This is a genomic window from Lysinibacillus sp. NPDC056185, from assembly GCF_047737915.1.
Lineage (GTDB): Bacteria > Bacillota > Bacilli > Bacillales_A > Planococcaceae > Lysinibacillus.
Genome location: NZ_JBLLLQ010000004.1, coordinates 224,386 through 239,934, shown reverse-complemented (window position 1 = coordinate 239,934; position 15,549 = coordinate 224,386). Strand labels below are relative to the sequence as shown.

Annotated in this window: 14 protein-coding genes; all 14 read left to right on the top strand. The window is 39.4% G+C overall.

Going from position 1 to position 15,549, the window contains the following annotated elements; all coding sequences use genetic code 11:
• Position 1 precedes the first annotated feature (1 nt).
• The 14 genes from smc to ACMZ42_RS06490 all read left to right on the top strand — a co-directional run bounded on the left by smc (position 2) and on the right by ACMZ42_RS06490 (position 15,541).
• Complete coding sequence (gene smc / locus ACMZ42_RS06555; protein ID WP_402868160.1) at positions 2 to 3,583, top strand: chromosome segregation protein SMC; 3,582 nt, start codon at positions 2 to 4, stop codon at positions 3,581 to 3,583.
• A complete protein-coding gene (gene ftsY / locus ACMZ42_RS06550; protein ID WP_370075252.1) occupies positions 3,580 to 4,827 on the top strand; it encodes a signal recognition particle-docking protein FtsY in 1,248 nt (415 codons plus the stop codon). The genes smc and ftsY overlap by 4 nt, the downstream gene beginning before the upstream one ends.
• A gap of 512 nt (positions 4,828 to 5,339) precedes the next feature.
• Positions 5,340 to 5,675 (top strand): putative DNA-binding protein, encoded by a 336-nt coding sequence (locus ACMZ42_RS06545; RefSeq protein WP_132357463.1) that lies wholly within the window; start codon positions 5,340 to 5,342, stop codon positions 5,673 to 5,675.
• A 12-nt stretch (positions 5,676 to 5,687) separates the two neighbouring features.
• Positions 5,688 to 7,046 (top strand): signal recognition particle protein, encoded by a 1,359-nt coding sequence (gene ffh / locus ACMZ42_RS06540; RefSeq protein ID WP_370075250.1) that lies wholly within the window; start codon positions 5,688 to 5,690, stop codon positions 7,044 to 7,046.
• A 94-nt stretch (positions 7,047 to 7,140) separates the two neighbouring features.
• The gene (gene rpsP, locus ACMZ42_RS06535) at positions 7,141 to 7,413 is read left to right on the top strand and encodes a 30S ribosomal protein S16 (RefSeq protein ID WP_142507488.1); all 273 of its coding nucleotides are present in this window, start codon (positions 7,141 to 7,143) and stop codon (positions 7,411 to 7,413) included.
• 15 nt (positions 7,414 to 7,428) lie between these two features.
• Entirely contained in the window at positions 7,429 to 7,662 is a 234-nt protein-coding gene (locus tag ACMZ42_RS06530; RefSeq protein WP_004269410.1) for a KH domain-containing protein, read from the top strand.
• Between the two features lie 602 nt (positions 7,663 to 8,264).
• Positions 8,265 to 8,780: a ribosome maturation factor RimM gene (rimM, locus tag ACMZ42_RS06525; protein ID WP_370075248.1), complete on the top strand. Its 516-nt coding sequence runs from the start codon at positions 8,265 to 8,267 to the stop codon at positions 8,778 to 8,780.
• The gene (gene trmD / locus ACMZ42_RS06520; protein ID WP_370075342.1) at positions 8,780 to 9,517 is read left to right on the top strand and encodes a tRNA (guanosine(37)-N1)-methyltransferase TrmD; all 738 of its coding nucleotides are present in this window, start codon (positions 8,780 to 8,782) and stop codon (positions 9,515 to 9,517) included. Before rimM ends, trmD begins: the two co-directional genes overlap by 1 nt.
• Positions 9,518 to 9,634: 117 nt before the next feature.
• Positions 9,635 to 9,979: a 50S ribosomal protein L19 gene (gene rplS / locus ACMZ42_RS06515; protein ID WP_049668419.1), complete on the top strand. Its 345-nt coding sequence runs from the start codon at positions 9,635 to 9,637 to the stop codon at positions 9,977 to 9,979.
• Positions 9,980 to 10,085: 106 nt separating this feature from the next.
• The gene (gene lepB, locus ACMZ42_RS06510; RefSeq protein ID WP_337991310.1) at positions 10,086 to 10,655 is read left to right on the top strand and encodes a signal peptidase I; all 570 of its coding nucleotides are present in this window, start codon (positions 10,086 to 10,088) and stop codon (positions 10,653 to 10,655) included.
• Positions 10,656 to 10,711: 56 nt separating this feature from the next.
• A complete protein-coding gene (ylqF, locus tag ACMZ42_RS06505) occupies positions 10,712 to 11,584 on the top strand; it encodes a ribosome biogenesis GTPase YlqF (RefSeq protein ID WP_415730929.1) in 873 nt (290 codons plus the stop codon).
• 686 nt (positions 11,585 to 12,270) lie between these two features.
• Positions 12,271 to 13,029, top strand: coding sequence for a ribonuclease HII (locus tag ACMZ42_RS06500; protein ID WP_415730928.1), 759 nt, complete (start codon positions 12,271 to 12,273; stop codon positions 13,027 to 13,029).
• A 320-nt stretch (positions 13,030 to 13,349) separates the two neighbouring features.
• A complete protein-coding gene (locus ACMZ42_RS06495) occupies positions 13,350 to 15,242 on the top strand; it encodes a hypothetical protein (RefSeq protein WP_415730927.1) in 1,893 nt (630 codons plus the stop codon).
• Positions 15,239 to 15,541 carry an EscU/YscU/HrcU family type III secretion system export apparatus switch protein gene (locus ACMZ42_RS06490; RefSeq protein ID WP_370075242.1) on the top strand — a complete coding sequence of 101 codons (303 nt, stop codon included), beginning with the start codon at positions 15,239 to 15,241 and terminating at the stop codon, positions 15,539 to 15,541. Before ACMZ42_RS06495 ends, ACMZ42_RS06490 begins: the two co-directional genes overlap by 4 nt.
• The last annotated feature ends 8 nt before the right edge of the window (positions 15,542 to 15,549 follow it).

Sequence of the window (15,549 nt, the reverse complement as noted above, 5' to 3'; positions counted from 1 at the left end):
GATGTTCCTAAAACGACTCGAAGTGATTGGCTTTAAATCTTTTGCGGAACGCATTGGAGTTGATTTTGTACCTGGTGTTACAGCGGTGGTCGGACCAAATGGTAGTGGTAAAAGTAATGTCATTGATGCTATTCGTTGGGTACTTGGGGAGCAATCGGCAAAGTCGTTACGTGGGGCAAAGATGGAGGATGTTATTTTTGCTGGAAGTGACTCACGAAAGCCACTAAACTTTGCAGAGGTAACATTAATTTTAGATAACACAGATGAACAACTAGCTTTTTCTTATACAGAAGTTAGTGTAACAAGACGCGTATACCGTTCAGGTGATAGTGAATATTTACTAAATAACCAGCAGTGTCGCCTGAAGGATATTACGGACTTGTTTATGGACTCAGGACTTGGGAAAGAGGCCTTTTCCATTATTTCGCAAGGCCGTGTCGATGAAATTTTAAATAGCCGACCTGATGACCGTCGTTCAATTTTTGAAGAGGCAGCTGGCGTATTAAAGTATAAACTAAGAAAGAAAAAGGCAGAGCATAAGCTTGTTGAAACAGATGAAAATTTGTATCGTGTTTTAGATATATTACATGAGCTAGACAGTCGTCTGGAGCCGTTAGAAATTCAGGCATCAAGTGCAAGAGATTATGTGCAAATGTCAACAGAGTTAAAGGATTTTGATATTGCTATCCTTGTGCACGATTTAAAAAATTGTGCACAATCTTTGCATGCTCTGAAAGCTGAGTATACGGAGCTATATGAAACGGAGCAAAAACAAGCTCATCATATTTCTTCGATAGAAAAGCAAACTGCAAGTATTCGTAAGCTTTTAAAAGAGTTAGATGATTATCTAGATACGACTCAGGCTGAGTTTGTTAATGCAACGATGGAGGTAGAGCGTTGGGATGGTCGTAAAGCGTTAATGGCTGAAAAGCGACAAAATGCTTCTAATCAACTACTTCAATTGAATACGGCATTACAGGAAGCAAAAGATGAGGCTGAGGCACTTATAGCTCAAGAGCAAGAGAAAAAAGAATTGTTCACTGAAAAACAGCAAGAGGTTGCAGCGCTGAAACAAAGCATTAAGCAATTAGAACAATCTTTGAATCGCTCAGTTTCTGAAATTGAAGAAGAAATTGAAGAACAAAAAAACCGCTATATCGACTCTTTAAATGAAGAAGCAACAGTTAAAAATGAATTGAAAAATATTGAACAACAGTTAGCGCAGCAAAAAGCGATGGCGACACGAATGTTAGACCAAACTGATGAAATCGGGCAAGAGCTTGCGCAAATTCTAGCTGAAAAAGAGAAGCTAGTTGTTGCTCATACCACAACAACTAAAGAATTGCAGGAAAAACTTGAGCAATATGAAACATTGCAAATACAGCTTAAAAACGTCAATGCATCATTTAATGAAAAGCAGGATATGCTTTATAAAGCTTATCAGCATCAGCAGCAACTGAAAGCTAGAAAAGATACGCTTGCTGAGCTTGAAGCAGATTTCTCCGGGTTCTTCCATGGAGTAAAAGAAGTATTATTAGCACGTGATAAAGGTGAATTAGCTGGGATTGAAGGAGCCGTGGCAGAGTTAATTCAAGTCGACGGGAAATATTCTCAGGCTATCGAAACAGCATTAGGAGCAGCCTCTCAACATATTGTGACAACCAATGAACAATTTGCTCAACAGGCAATTCATTGGTTAAAACAAAAGAGAGCTGGACGCGCAACTTTTTTACCTAAAACTGTTATCAAGTCACGGAAGATCAATCTATCTATGATTCAGCTAGCCACTGAGCACCCAGCATTTGTCCAAATGGCTGATGCACTTGTAACGTTCGAAGAAAACAACCGCACAATTGTCGAGAACCTCCTTGGTAATGTTATCGTTGCATCAAGTTTAGAAGGTGCAAGCCAAATTGCTCGTTTATGTGGGTTTAGGTATCGTGTTGTAACACTTGAAGGTGATATCGTCAATGCAGGTGGTTCATTAACTGGTGGTGCAATGAAGCAACAATCTTCACTCTTTACAAGAAAAGCGGAATTAGATGGTTTAATAGTAAAGCTAGAATCGTTGGAAGCATCTATTTATAGTGCTGAACAGTCTGTCTCAGTTGAGAAAGAGAAGCTTGCAACACTGCGAGACAAAGTAGAACAATTGAAACTTGACGGTGAGCAACTTCGAAAAGATGAAATGCAACAGGCGAGTCGTATACGCGAGCTAGAGGTTGGTGAGAAAAGCTTGTCTGCACGTGTATCTTTTGCTTCTAATGAGACACAAGATGTAAAAACACGCGAAGAAGCATTGTTAGCTCAAAAGGAAGCGGCTACGGAGCGTTTAACGGCATTAGCAACAGAACTGTTAGAGATAAATGAAACAGTGGAGCAACTAAGTAAGGTGAAGCTACAAAGTGAATCGGAGAAAGATTTACTTCGTGAGCAGTCAGCGGAAAAACGCTCGCAGTTAGCGGTAATGCAGGAGCAAATGTCACAAGTGCAAATTGCTACAGCAGAGTTAGCTCTACAATTAAACAAAGCTCGTCAAAAAGTCGAAAATATTTCTCAGGAAATAATCTGGCTTCAATCTGATGAATCGACAAAACTTTTAAGCGATGAAGAAGTGGATGAGCAAGTTGCTACGTGGAAAACGAGAAGAGATTCGTTGCAAGACACTATTTCACAGAAAAAAGATGAAAAAGTAGCACAACAACAAGAGCTTACTACTTTAGAAGAACAGCTGAAGGAATTGCAACGTACACATAAAGGCTACCTTGAAGCAATACGTGCAAATGAATTGAAGCGAAGTCGCGTAGAGTTTGAAATCAATAATTTCAATGAACAGCTAGAAGAAAACTATCAGCTATCATATGAGGAAGCTGAAGAGTTAGCCCTTGCAATTGAAGATGAAGAGCATATGCGACGTCGAGTGAAATTACTGAAGAAATCTATAGAAGAGCTAGGTCCTGTTAATTTGAGCGCCATTGAGGAATACGATCGCGTACTTGAACGCCATTCATTTTTAACAGAGCAGCGTGAGGATTTACTTGCTGCACAGGAAACATTACATGAGGCTATAAAAGAAATGGACGAAGAAATGACGCTACGATTTAGTGAAACCTTCTATGCCATTCGAGAGCAATTTAAACTCGTATTCCGTGAATTATTTGGTGGAGGACAGGCGGATTTAGTGTTATTGGACCCTCAGAATCTGCTAGAAACAGGTATAGAAATTGTAGCACAACCCCCAGGTAAAAAATTACAAAATCTAAGCTTGCTTTCAGGTGGCGAACGTGCACTAACCGCAATCGCTTTATTATTCTCCATCCTAAATATTCGACCTGTACCATTTTGTATTCTCGATGAGGTAGAGGCGGCTTTAGATGAGGCAAATGTCGTTCGATATAGTCAATATTTGAAGAAATTTAGCCGTAATACGCAATTTATTGTGATCACACATCGTAAAGGAACGATGGAGGGAGCGGATGTGTTGTATGGTATTACAATGCAGGAATCTGGCGTATCTAAACTTGTATCAGTAAAATTGGAAGATGAACCCGTACTTGCGGAGCAAAGGAGCGAACAAGCATGAGTTTTTTTAAACGTTTAAAAGATAAATTGACAGGCAATCCCATCGAGGAAGAAAAAGTAGTAGCAATCAATGAAGAAGAAGCTGCTGAACAGAAGCAAGACGAAGCAACAAAGCCTGCTCAAATTGAAGCAACTGTAGATGAAATGGAAAAAGCCGAGGATCTTTCTGTAACGGAAACCTCAATTGAAACAGAGACTCCTGTAGCAATTGAAGATCAAGAGCAACAAGAGGTGCAAGAGGTCGCAGTAGTAGAAGAACCTGTACAGGAGAAAAAACCTTCTGCATGGTCTATTACACAAAAGTTCAAGGCTGGTCTTGAAAAAACGCGTAATTCATTTACTTCTAAAGTAAACGACCTAGTTGCTCGTTATCGAAAAGTGGATGAAGATTTCTTTGAAGAATTAGAAGATTTATTATTACAGGCAGACGTTGGCTTTGAAACAGTAATGGAGCTAATGGACAAATTACGCTTTGAGGTTCAGCGTAAAAATATAAAAGATACGGACGGTATTCAAACGATTATTTCTGAAAAACTTGTGGAAATTTATGAGCAAGGAGAAGAGGATTTAATCGAGCTTAACATGCAACCTAAAGGTGAGCTTACGGTAATTTTATTCGTAGGGGTAAACGGTGTTGGGAAAACGACGACAATCGGTAAACTTGCGCATCGTCTGAAATCACAAGGTAAAACAGTTGTTTTAGCAGCAGGTGATACTTTCCGTGCTGGTGCCATCGATCAATTACAAGTTTGGGGAGATCGTGTAGGCTGTGAAGTGATTAAACAATCGGAAGGTTCAGATCCAGCAGCGGTTATGTATGATGCAATTCGTGCAGCGAAAAACCGTAATGCAGATGTGTTAATTTGTGATACAGCAGGGCGCTTACAAAACAAAGTAAACTTAATGAATGAGCTTGAAAAAGTTCATCGAGTAATCTCACGTGAGGTACCGAATGCTCCGCATGAAGTACTATTAGCATTAGATGCAACAACAGGTCAAAATGCACTTGTTCAAGCACAAACGTTTAAGGAAGCTACAAATGTAACGGGGATCGTTTTAACGAAGCTTGACGGCACTGCAAAAGGTGGTATTGTTCTTGCAATTCGTAATAAATTACACATTCCTGTGAAGTTTGTTGGTCTTGGTGAAAAAATGGATGATTTACAACCATTTGATGCAGAGCGTTATGTGTATGGCTTATTTGCTGAAGGTTTAGATAAAGAATTACAAAATAGTGAGGACTAGGTTCATCACCGATGTGGATGACTTTTGTTAAAACGTATACTATGTAAATAAGTTGATTGGAGTGGAGGCTGGGCGACTCCTTGGGGATTAGCGATAGAGGAACGAAGGCTAAGAACATCACGTCCTGCGATAACGCCTTCGTGACCAACATCGTGTTGGCCCGAGCGGCTCATCGGACGCCCCAAGGAAGCTTTGCTCTGTGCGAAAGCGAAGCGTCAGCAATTGTTTTATCTGTGCGAAAGCGTAGCGACAGCAACAACAAAGCGCCCAGTCGGAATGGAAATCAACCACACGCTTGGTGATGATCCGAGGATTAACATTTAAGTAAGTAAATTTGTAATTGCGCTCGTCTGTGCAGGTGAATCGCATTGTTTAAAAGGGAAATACTAGCTATAGGTGAAAAACGCCTAAAAAGCAGTTAATTAAAGCTTTTAGACAAGGAGATTACCTTGACACAGACGGGCGCTTTTCGTTATGATACAAATGACTAATAACGGGAGGAGAAACATTCGATGCTACTTGAAAAAACAACACGCATGAACTTTCTCTTCGACTTTTATCAAGCATTATTAACAGATAAGCAACGAAGTTATATGGAGCTCTATTATTTAGATGATCACTCACTTGGAGAAATCGCTGAATCGTATGGGGTTTCGCGCCAAGCTGTTTATGATAATATTCGTCGAACAGAAGCGATGCTTGAAGAATATGAAGAAAAACTATGTTTACTTGAAAAATTTCAACAACGTACACAAATGCTTGCGCAGCTAACAACAGGGATTACAGAACAAAGTATGACAATTGAAGAGCAGCTAACGCTTATAGAACAGTTGAAAGAATGGGATTAGGAGGCGAAAGCAATGGCTTTTGAAGGATTAGCGGAACGACTCCAAGGAACGATCCAAAAGATTAAAGGTAAAGGTAAAGTATCGGAACAAGACGTTAAAGAAATGATGCGCGAAGTCCGATTTGCTTTAATCGAGGCGGATGTTAACTTAAAAGTAGTCAAAGAATTCGTTAAAAAGGTCAGTGAACGTGCTGTCGGTGTAGATGTTATGCAAAGCTTAACACCAGGTCAGCAAGTTATTAAAATCGTACAAGAAGAATTAACAGAATTAATGGGTGGCGAGCAAAGCCCAATTAAATTTAATACAAAGCCACCAACTGTTATTATGATGGTCGGCTTACAAGGTGCAGGTAAAACGACAACTACAGGTAAATTGGCAAATGTGTTACGTAAAAAATATAATCGTAAGCCATTACTAGTTGCTGCAGACGTTTATCGTCCAGCGGCTGTTCAGCAGTTACAAACATTAGGAAAGCAGTTATCCCTACCTGTGTTTGCATTAGGAACCGATGTATCACCAGTAGAAATTGCACGTCAGGCAATTGAATTGGCAAAAGAAGAACATCATGATGTCGTTATTATCGATACAGCTGGTCGCTTGCATATCGATGAAGATTTAATGCAAGAATTAAAAGATATTCGTGCGTTAAAAGAGCCGGATGAAGTATTCCTAGTTGTAGATGCTATGACAGGTCAGGATGCTGTAAACGTGGCAGAAAGCTTTAATGAAGCGGTCGGTATTACAGGAGTTGTTTTAACAAAGCTAGATGGTGATACACGTGGTGGTGCGGCGCTATCAATTCGTTCCGTTACACAGAAGCCCATTAAGTTTGTCGGTATGGGTGAGAAGATGGATGCGCTTGAACCATTCCATCCAGAGCGAATGGCATCTCGTATATTAGGAATGGGTGACGTTCTATCGCTTATTGAAAAAGCTCAGGCAAATGTTGACGAAGCAAAGGCTAAAGAACTAGAGGAAAAATTTAAAACTCAGTCTTTTACGTTCGATGATTTTGTTGAACAATTGCAGCAAGTAAAGAAAATGGGACCAATTGACGAAATTTTAAAAATGTTACCAGGTGCTGGGAAAATCAAAGGCTTAGACAATGTTAAAGTTGATGATAAGCAAATGGGACGTGTAGAAGCGATTATTTATTCGATGACACCTGCTGAAAAGACGAATCCAGAAATTATTAACGGTAGCCGTAAAAAGCGTATAGCGAAGGGTTCTGGGACATCAATTCAAGAGGTAAATCGTCTATTGAAGCAATTTGAAGAAATGAAAAAAATGATGAAGCAAATGACAGGCATGGCGAGTGGCAAAGGAAAGAAAAAGATGAAACTACCAGGCTTCGATTCATTGTTTAAATAATATTTTATAGGTGTTAAGAAAAAACACTTTACAAACAACCTAAACATTGATAATATACTATCTTGTGTGAAACTTATTCGGAGGTGCTATTAAAATGGCAGTTAAAATTCGCTTAAAACGTATGGGAGCTAAAAAATCTCCTTTCTATCGTATCGTAGTTGCAGACGCTCGTTCACCACGTGACGGTCGTTCAATCGAAACAGTTGGTACTTACAACCCACTAACTAAACCAGCTACTGTAAACATTGATGAAGAGAAAGCTCTTAAATGGTTAACTGACGGTGCAAAACCATCAGATACAGTGCGTAACTTGTTCTCAGAACAAGGTATCATGGAAAAATACCATAACCAAAAATTCAGTAAATAATCGGGGGCGAGGTCTTTGAAGCAGCTGATTGAAGCAATCGTTTTACCGTTAGTCGATTATCCAGAAGAAGTTCGTATAGAGACGGATGAAAATGCAAATCGAATTGTTTATAAACTTTTTGTTCATCCAGAGGATCGAGGGAAAGTCATAGGCAAGCAAGGGCGAGTAGCGAAAGCGATTCGTACAATTGTTTATTCAGCGGCGGGTAGTCACCATCAAAAAAAGACCTACGTCGATATATTGGATTGAAAGAAAAGATTTTCACGCTCTTTTACATGCAACAAGCACTGGAGAGTCCTGACAGGTATGTTTACATGCGCTTAGGAATTCGAAGTGGCCTTGAGGTAAAGCGTAAAATCTGGACTTGAAAGGAAGGAGCTTGCCGGTTCCTTCCTTTTTTTATTATCGTAGTTACATTGAGAGATAATTGAACATAATGACATTGAGGAAGACTGGTCAACGTCTAAGCTATAACACCGTCCACCAAAAGTTAAACTGCTTTTGTAGGTGAAACGTGAGAGAAGGTTGCTTTTTGATCTGATTAGCAAGGAGCTTGACGGGGATGAGCATGTTTAGCATTTTTATCTTCATTCAGCATAAGACTCCCATCTCTTAGGTGGTGAGATGAATGAGGATGTGATTCCTTTTCAGTGGGTGTCAAACACCCGCTGATATAAAGGAACTCAGTCTAAGAACGCCACGTCCTGTGGCGACGACTGAGTGACCAACATCACGTTGGCCTAAAGCCTCCGGCGGATGTCACGGATTTTTAAAGGAATGAATTGTGCAGGCACAATTCAAAATCCGGACGCAATTCCGCCAAGGCGAAATTGATATGAGGTGAGATTTGAATGGAATGGTTTAATGTAGGTCGTATTGTCAATACACACGGTATTCGCGGTGAGGTGCGTGTGTTATCAACAACAGATTTTGAGGAAGAGCGCTTCGCAGTAGGAATAAAGCTTGCGGCGTTTAAAAAAGACGATAAAAAGCCAACGTGGGTAACAATTGAATCAATGCGTCGTCATAAAAACTTTATTTTGTTAACCTTTGAGGGAATGAATAACATCAACTTGGTTGAGCCTTTCAAAGAAGGAATGCTCAAAATTACGAAAGATCAAATGACAGATGATTTATTAAAGGAAAATGAATATTTCTTCCACGAAATAATTGGCTGTACAATTGTATCTGAAGAAGGCGAAACAATCGGGGCAGTGACTGACATTCTTCAAACAGGCGCTAACGATGTATGGGTAGTCAAGGGCACTAAAAAAGAGCATTACATCCCATATATCGAGGATATCGTCAAGGAAATTGATGTTAATGAGAAGAAAATAGTGATACATGTAATGGAAGGTCTTCTATGATGAATATTCATGTGTTAAGTTTATTTCCGGATATGTTTACAGGTGTTTTTGGAGCATCCATATTAAAGAAAGCACAGGAAAAAGGTGCTGTAAATCTGGAAGTAACTGATCTCCGTGGATTTTCAGGTAACAAGCATAATCAAGTAGACGATTATCCGTATGGTGGTGGTGCGGGAATGGTATTAAAACCAGAGCCGATGTTTAGCGCTGTAGAGGCTATTACAGAAGGGAAAAATCCTCGTATCATTTTGATGTGTCCGCAAGGTGAACGCTTTACTCAAAAAAAGGCAGAAGAGCTAGCGCAAGAAAAAGAACTAGTATTTTTATGTGGGCATTATGAAGGTTATGATGAACGCATTCGTCAGCATCTTGTCACAGACGAGATTTCAATTGGAGATTTCGTATTAACTGGTGGCGAGCTAGGGGCTATGACGGTTATAGATAGCGTTGTACGACTTCTGCCGGGGGTTTTAGGACAAGAGGATTCCCACATACAAGATTCGTTCTCAACGGGTCTTCTAGAGCACCCACATTATACACGCCCTGCTGAATTTCGCGGAATGAAAGTACCTGATGTTTTACTATCGGGCAATCACGCAAAGATTGAGCAATGGCGTACGGAAGAATCTTTGAAAAGAACATTCGAGCGTCGTCCTGATTTACTCGAGAATTATCCATTAACAGACAAGCAAAAATTGTATTTAGAAAAACTTAAAAACAACGATAAAGATGCTTGATTGCTATCTATATTTATGATAACATCTAATCTGTACTTCTATGTGAAGTACTGAATTACGGTGTTCCGCTGTGGCATAGATTGCGTGCAAGAGCATCTGTCTAAGGAGAGAAAAACAATGTCAAACATTATTACAGAGATTACAAAAGCTCAGCTTCGCACTGATCTACCAACTTTCCGTCCTGGTGATACTGTTAAGGTACACGTGAAAGTAGTAGAGGGTACTCGTGAACGTGTCCAAGTATACGAAGGTGTAGTAATTAAACGTCGTGGTGGCGGTATTAGCGAAACTTTCACAGTTCGTAAAATTTCTTACGGTGTAGGTGTTGAACGTACATTCCCTGTACACACACCAAAAATCGCTAACTTAGAAGTTGTACGTCGTGGTAAAGTACGTCGTGCTAAACTTTACTACCTACGTAACCTACGTGGTAAAGCTGCTCGTATTAAAGAAATTCGATAATTATGACTTAAAAGTGAGGGGCTTGTGTAACAAGCCCCTTTTCTTTTTGCTTGTCATCTTAAATAGCTATCAACTAAAATGAGGATAGACAAGGGGGCAAATCTCGATGGAGAAACAGATAAAGGAAAAGAATGAATTATGGGAATGGACAAAGGCACTTCTAATTGCATTTGCGATTGCAGCGATTATTCGTTATTTTTTATTTACACCCATTGCAGTAGATGGCCAATCCATGATGCCAACCCTTGAAGATGGCGACCGTATGATTGTGAATAAAATTGGTTATAAAATAGGTGAACCAAAACGCTTTGATATTGTTGTATTCCATGCTCCTGAGAAGAAAAACTATATTAAACGTGTTATTGGGCTTCCGGGAGAGACATTGGAATATAAAAATGACCAATTATACATTAACGGTGAACCGATAGATGAGCCTTATTTAGATGCTTACAAATCAAAAATTACAGAAGGTACTTTAACCGAGGATTTTACATTAAAAGACATTGATGTAAACCTAAAAGATAATGTAATTCCAGAAGGCTATGTTTTCGTTATGGGAGATAATCGTCGATACAGTAAGGACAGTCGTATTATTGGAGTCGTCGATCAGAAAGAGATTATTGGTAATACAAGTCTGATTTTCTGGCCGTTCAGTGATATTAAAATTGTAAAGTAATTCTTGAAAGGGAGGGCTAAACACTCCCTTTTTCTTTTAGTTTAGGAGGTATAGATATGACTATACAATGGTTTCCGGGGCATATGGCAAAGGCCCGTAGAGAAGTAACAGAAAAATTAAAGCTAGTTGATATTATATTTGAATTAATAGATGCACGTTTACCGCTATCTTCCCGAAATCCGATGATAGACGAAGTGATTAATCAAAAACCGCGTCTCCTTATCTTAAATAAACAAGATATGGCAGATGAGCACGAAACACGTAAATGGGTTGAATATTTTGCACAACGTGGCCATAAAGCAGTAGCAATCAATTCCCTTGAAGGCAAAGGATTACAGCAGGTTACAAAGGCTGCTCAAGAAATATTAAAAGAAAAATTTGACCGTATGAAGTCACGTGGGATGAAGCCAAGAGCTATTCGTGCAATGATTGTTGGAATTCCAAACGTAGGGAAATCGACGCTCATTAATCGTCTAGCAAAGAAAAATATAGCAAAAACGGGGAATACTCCAGGGGTAACTAAGGCTCAACAATGGATAAAGGTAGGCAAGGAGCTAGAATTACTCGATACACCAGGTATTTTATGGCCGAAATTCGAAGATCAAGAAGTAGGCTTTAAATTAGCCTTAACAGGTGCTATAAAGGATACAATAACGAATATGGAGGATTTAGCTGTATATGGTCTACGCTTTTTATCCGTTCATTATCCGGCACGAATGGAAGAACGCTATGGCTTCCAGTTTATCCATGAAGATTTAGTGGATACCTTCGATCATATCGGTAAACTTCGTCGTGTTTTCGGTCCTGGAGGAGAAATCGATTATGATCAAGTAGCTCAACTAATCGTTCGCGATATTCGTGGGTTACAATTAGGCAAACTAACATTTGACTTTGTTGCCGAACAACTTGAAAAAGAAACAGAGCAGTAATAATACGAAACTTTAATTAGTGGCGTTTTTCATCTCCACTGATTATTAGTCTTCACCAATTGGGCATTTACGAGCAGTGAATCCCTCACCTAAAATCTTTGCTTTCGATACAAATAAATTACTGCCCGTTAATGCGGGATAACGAACGTAAAACTGTCATACTCACGCCTTAAATCGTGAGCGTGACAGTTTTTCTTTTAGGAATACTTCTTTTTGCCGATAAATGATATAGAGCGAGAAAAAGAAATTATATTATTATTGATATAGAAAAAAGGGAATACATATTTTTGGTTTATCACCAAAAGTTGAGGATGTCTTTTATTAAAACATATGCTATATATAAGTTGATTGGAGTGGAGGCTGGGCGATTCCTTGGGGATCAGCGTCACAGATGAGACCCTGCAGCGAGCAGCGCGAGTGAAGCGGCTCATCGGACGCCCCCAGGAAGCTTTGCTCTGCGCGAAAGCGAAGCGTCAGCGGCAAATGTTTTATCTGTGCGAAAGCGAAGCGGCAGCAATAAAGCGCCCAGCCGGAACGGAAATCAACCACACGTTATGGTGATGATCCATACTTTGAGAGAATCCACTACCTTCTAGTGAAAAAATGGCTGATATTAGTAGAATGTTCGATAACAATCAGCGCAAAATGTTTTAAACTGTTGATGTAGACAAAAAGGGAGTATATATATGAAAACGATTAAAGAAATTACTACAGCATTGAAGGAAGCGGAGGAATGGCAGGACTGGATGACGGGGGTAGCAGCCGATGAACGTGCAGGCGTGCAAAAGGCTTGGCAAAGCTGGCAAAAGCGTCAAGAGAAAAAGGAACAGATATTGAAGGAACATCAAGCGAAAATTGATTTCGATCGAAGCTACGGAGGAGAAAATACCTTAATTGCAGGGGTAGATGAAGCAGGGCGTGGACCGTTAGCTGGACCAGTAGTAACTGCTGCTGTTATTTTACCTGTAAACTGTGAGGCTCTAGTCGGATTAAATGATTCAAAGCAATTATCAAAAGATAAACGCAATGCGTATGCTGCTTTAGTAAAAGAGCATGCATTATGTTATTTTATCCATTTCCAATCAGCACAACAAATTGATGAATTAAATATTTACGAAGCGACGAAGCAATCGATGAAGACAAGTGTAGAATCATTATCTATTAAACCTAATTATGTGCTAGTTGATGCTATGACGCTACCAATCTCTTTTCCACAGGATTCAATAATTAAAGGGGATGCGAAAAGCTTAGCTATTGCAGCTGCATCCATATTGGCAAAAACGGCTCGAGATGATTATATGGATCAATTGGACGAGGAATTTCCTATGTATGGTTTTGCTCAACATGCAGGATATGGAACAAAACAGCATTTAATAGCCCTTGAAGAATTTGGTCCAACTATTCATCATCGCAAATCATTTGAGCCGATAAAGTCAATGCTTTAACTTGTTTCAGCAATGTTTTATGTAGCGAAAGCGGAGCGACAGCTACAGATGTTTTATATAGCGAAAGCAAAGCGACAGCTACAAATATTTATTGTACAAACATCCGCTGAAATAAGTTAATGTTCCGGCGGATGTCATTTAACAGGCACACCAAGCGAAAATTAGAAATGACATTTGTTAAAACGTATATCATGTGGATAAGTTGATTTGAGCTACGCCTGCGCCCCCCTAGGAAAGCGTTCAGTCGGAGCAGAAATCGTCCCCACGTTAAAAAAGGACGCCAATTACGCCAAGGAGTAGTTGATGAAAGGAGTATGTATATGACAGCCACATCTTTTAATCCGATTCAAATGCAACAAACTGCTTTAACCCCAACTAATCAGCCACTTACTTTAAAACAAGGACAAGTATTTCAAGGAACAATCAAACAATTATATCCAGATCAAATGGCAGAAATACAAGTTGGTCAGCAGAAATTTATTGCTAAACTCGAAGTGCCGCTAAAAGCAGGTGATGCCCACTTCTTCCAAGTAACTGGTACAAGCCCACAAACAGAACTAAAAGTTGTTACCGGCCCTATGGAGCAAACGGCTTCTCAAAGTCAACAAATTAATCAGTTACTTGAATCAATGAATTTGCCCAAAACAGCTGAGATGCAGCAAATTCTAGCTCATTTTATGAAAGCGCAGCTACCGATTTCAAAAGAGCAGCTGATGCAGGCAGAAGTGTGGTTAAAGGCATTACCAGAGGGTGTTACTAAGATGGATGCCCTGCAAGCCATTCAAAAAATGGTGGAGTTTAAAATGCCGATGACAAATGATGTTTTTCAAGCTCTTATTAGTGGACAAAAAACGAATGGCATGATTTCCGTAATGGAAAACTTTACGCAACTTTTAACGAAGGATATAGCTTTACCAGAAAACCTTAAGCAAAATCTAATGCAACAAGTACAGGCTATTGCAAAGCCTTTTGAAGTAGAAACAGGTAGTTTAGTACTTGCCAAGTCCATACAAATATTAACGAATAATGCTGCTTCTATGAGTGAAAAGATTCAAGCCATGAATATCTTAAAAGAGGCAGGGATACTTCCTCAGCAGGCAACTTTGCAAAACTGGTCAAGTCTTAGCGATATAAAGTCTATACAGTCAAATCAGTTCCAACAAGCTGGAGAAGTTATTCAAACCATTTTAACGACAAAATCTGACAATATAAATCATCTTGTTGACCAGCTTAAATCTTGGACAGCAAATCAAAGTTTGCTTACCAATGAACAAAAGCAGTCATTAAATCAACTTATCGATCGATTTAATCAGCTACCAGCAACTAAACAAACGCTAGAGATTTTCGCAAAACAGATGCAAGAACAGCTTATAAAAGCGTTTGCAGAAAATTCTTCGGAGCGTTTATTTACACAAGACGCCAATGCTCTTTCAGTAAAGGACCATTTATTATCGCTTTTAAAGCATGAAGCTACTACTCCACTACAAAATGAAGCATTCATGCGAAGTCTTATGAAAAATAGTGTTGAATCCCCGCAATCAATGATTCAACAGATCGTTACGCAGGCAGATGCCCATGTACAAAATTCTATGGACAGTAAAGCAATGGAACATGCACTTAAAACGGTATTAAAAAATCTAGGAGTTAGCTATGAAGCGACACTTAGTAATAAGTCAGCAGATTTACAGCAGATTGCCCATCAATTAAAACCGCAGCTACATACATTATTGCAGGAAACACATGTTACTCCGCAGCTGAAGGAAGCTGCGGAAATGTTAATGGCACGTATGAACGGCATGCAGCTAGCATCAGGAGAGAATGGCCATCAGCACCAGCTTATTATGCAAGTACCATTGGAATTCTTCGGCAAGAAAATGGATGCAACATTACAGTGGAATGGACGCATGAAGGAAGATGGTAAAATTGATGCCAATTATGCGCGTATATTATTTTATTTACAAATGGAATCTATGAAAGAGACGGTTATTGATATGCAGGTTCAAAATCGTGTAGTTTCTGTGACAGTATTTAATGAAAATAATGATATTATTCCGCTTGCAGAACCACTAAAAGCAGCATTAAAAAAAGGACTAGCTGAAAAAGAGTATCAACTTTCAGGCGTTTTTATTAAACAATTTGAAAAAGCCCAACCTGAAATAACCCCTGTAGTAGAACAGCAGGAGGAACATAGTGGGGTGGATTTTCGCATATGAGTGAAGAAAAATTTACTCGAAAAGAGGCTATCGCTCTCACGTATAAGTTAGGACGTTTTGATAGTCCAACAGTCGTAGCAAAAGGAAAAGGGAAAATAGCGGAAAATATATTAGCACGCGCGAACGAGCACGATGTCCCGGTTTATGAGGATCCTAACCTTGTTCAATTACTTGGACAATTAGATTTAAATGAGTCAATTCCAGAAGAATTGTACGAAGCTGTCGCTGAGGTATTTGCATTTATATATCGATTAGATCAACAATATGCGCAAAAATACAGAAAAAACGAAGAATTCTGATTTTCATA